The 2,212-nt window shown below is 56.6% G+C and carries 4 protein-coding genes; all 4 read right to left on the bottom strand.

Translation table 11 applies throughout. The annotated features are described in order from the left end of the window. On the bottom strand, window positions 1–260 hold a 260-nt coding region (locus tag H6F43_RS21380; protein WP_190345187.1), incomplete at its 3' end, for an AMP-binding protein. Window positions 261–283: 23 nt separating this feature from the next. Continuing rightward, entirely contained in the window at window positions 284–649 is a 366-nt protein-coding gene (locus tag H6F43_RS21375) for a 4'-phosphopantetheinyl transferase superfamily protein (protein WP_190345186.1), read from the bottom strand. 13 nt (window positions 650–662) lie between these two features. Continuing rightward, a complete protein-coding gene (locus H6F43_RS21370; protein ID WP_199290514.1) occupies window positions 663–905 on the bottom strand; it encodes a phosphopantetheine-binding protein in 243 nt (80 codons plus the stop codon). Between the two features lie 77 nt (window positions 906–982). Beyond that, a partial coding sequence (locus H6F43_RS21365) for a beta-ketoacyl synthase N-terminal-like domain-containing protein (protein WP_190345185.1) occupies window positions 983–2,212 on the bottom strand: 1,230 nt, incomplete at its 5' end.

Below are 2,212 nucleotides of genomic sequence, written 5' to 3'. Positions count from 1 at the left end.
GCCCAAATTGCCCCCCAGAAGGCAAAGACAAATTCTGGGCTGTCGGGCAGCAAAATGGCGATGCGGTTTTCCCGCTCCAGCCCTTGCTCGGTCAGTAAGGCAGCCGCCCGACGTACATAGCTGCGCACGCTGCGGTACGAGTACGTTTCGTCGCGGTAGTAAAAGGCGATGCGCTCGCCGTGTCCTTGCGATAAACTGCCTTCGATGAAGTACGCTGCAATGTTAAAAATATCGGGTAGCTGTTCGCAAATCGAATCCATGCGACTATCCCTCTGCGGTTGGTCTAATAAGTGAGGACGTGAACCAGCACGTAGTCATCCCAGCAGCACCAAGTTGCCAGGCAGTTCTCAGCGCCATTGGTGATTGCCTGCCGCTGAGCAGCTCCATGTAGCTGAATCATTAAGCTGGACGATGTGATCGTGGTGTCAATTTCGTTCCAGCCAATGTCTGCTAGTCCGGTTCCCAGCGCTTTTCCCACTGCCTCTTTTGCGCAAAAGCACACGGCATAATGCTGGTGGGAGTGGCTGACGGATTGGCATCGCTCGATCTCCCGCAGCGTGAATACCATATTCAACGTGTCGCGATCGTAGCGATCGACCAGGTTGGCAATTCGGCTGATCGATTCGAGGTCAATGCCAATTCCCATCATCGGCTTCGCTCCGTTAAGTAGCAGCCGGATTGAGTGACATCGCCTGCACAACTTTGTCGCAGACTTGCCCGATCGTGGTGTCCTGTCGAGCTTCTAGCTTGACGTTAACGCCGAGTCGCCGTTTGAGCTCTAAGGCAATTTGCACCGTTTCGGTGGAGTCGAGTTGTAGATCTTTGCGGAGAAAGGCGCCTTCGACGATATCGGGTCGATCGATGCCCAACTCCAGCAGAATTTCGGTCAGCGTATCCATCACCATGTTCAAAGTCCTCCAGTTACTTATCGTGAGATCCGTGTAAGAGTGGGCGATGCCCACCCTACAGGTGGAGCGAGCTGCTATTGACTACGACCAATCACAAACGAGAAATTGGCCGCTTCCCGCGCGCGAGAATTCACCATGAACTGAGACACCGATCGCGCTTCCGGCTGCGCCACAAAATTAAGCGAGGAATCCGGATCGGCGATCGGCTGCATCACGGGGAGCTTCTCGGTTTCCATTGCCAGCAGTCCACACGCTACTTCGGTGGCGCAACTGCCGCCGTACAAGTGACCATAGAGCGCTTTCGGAACGCTGACGGGCACCTGTGGTGATTCGCCAAAGACAGCGGTGATTGCCTGCGCCTCGACGCGATCGCTCACCTGCGTGCCGCAGCCTTCCGCCAGCAGCAGATCGACCGCCGAGGACGCAATGCCAGCTTCCTGTAGCGCTTCCTGCATGGCGCGCTCAAACGCCTTTCCAGCCTCAGGTGCACGATCGGTGGTGGCGCTGCCTGCCAAAATTTCGCCGTAAATTCTCGCGCCGCGTCGTTGGGCGTGCTCCAGCGATTCCAACACCAAGACAGTGCTGCCTTCACCGAGGACAATGCCGGAGCGGTTGCGATCGAACGGCTGATAGGCGTGCTCTGGATTGGTTTCGCCGCTGAGTTCGCCCGTCTCGTAGTAGCAGGTCATGCCAAAGCGGGTAATGGGCGCTTCAGAGCCACCCGTCAGGACGACGTCGTTGTAGCCTTGCAGGATCGATTTGACGCCGAAATACAAGCCACTGGCACCGCTAGCACGATCGCAGACAAAGCTTTTGCTGTAGCCGCGAATGCCGTAGCGAATGGTGACAAACCCTTGGGCAGCCGTGGGAAACCACGCGGTTGCCTGCCACGGATTCACCATCGTCGCGCCATCGTTGTACAGCTCGTAAAAGCCGCGCTCGGCAATGTCCCAGCCGCCTGCATTGTTGCCAAACCAGACGCCGACCCGGTAGGAGTCTTCGTTCTCCAAGTTCAAATCGGCATCTTTTAGCGCTAGTTCAGCGGCAGCGAGGGCGTAGTGGGTAAAGCGATCAGTTTTAATCACAAACCGCTTGGGCACATAGTCGGCTGGCTCGAAGTCCTGAATTTCTCCAGCAACCTGGGTGGGAAATTCGCTGGCATCGAAGCGGGTAATGCGACGAATCGCAGAATTCCCCGCCGAAATATTGCTCCAGAAGGCATCTTTGCCAATGCCAGCCGGATTCACGATGCCGATGCCCGTAATCACAACGCGCTGGCGGGGACGATCGGTGTAGTTCATGCT

This window comes from Leptolyngbya sp. FACHB-36, assembly GCF_014695955.1.
GTDB lineage: Bacteria > Cyanobacteriota > Cyanobacteriia > Leptolyngbyales > Leptolyngbyaceae > FACHB-36.
This window is presented reverse-complemented; position numbering and strand designations above follow the sequence as displayed.

Bases quoted from the DNA above. Each gene is read 5' to 3' on its own strand.
- H6F43_RS21370 (WP_199290514.1), bottom strand. From the start codon at position 905: ATGGTGATGGATACGCTGACCGAAATTCTGCTGGAGTTGGGCATCGAT.
- H6F43_RS21375 (WP_190345186.1), bottom strand. From the start codon at position 649: ATGATGGGAATTGGCATTGACCTCGAATCGATCAGCCGAATTGCCAAC.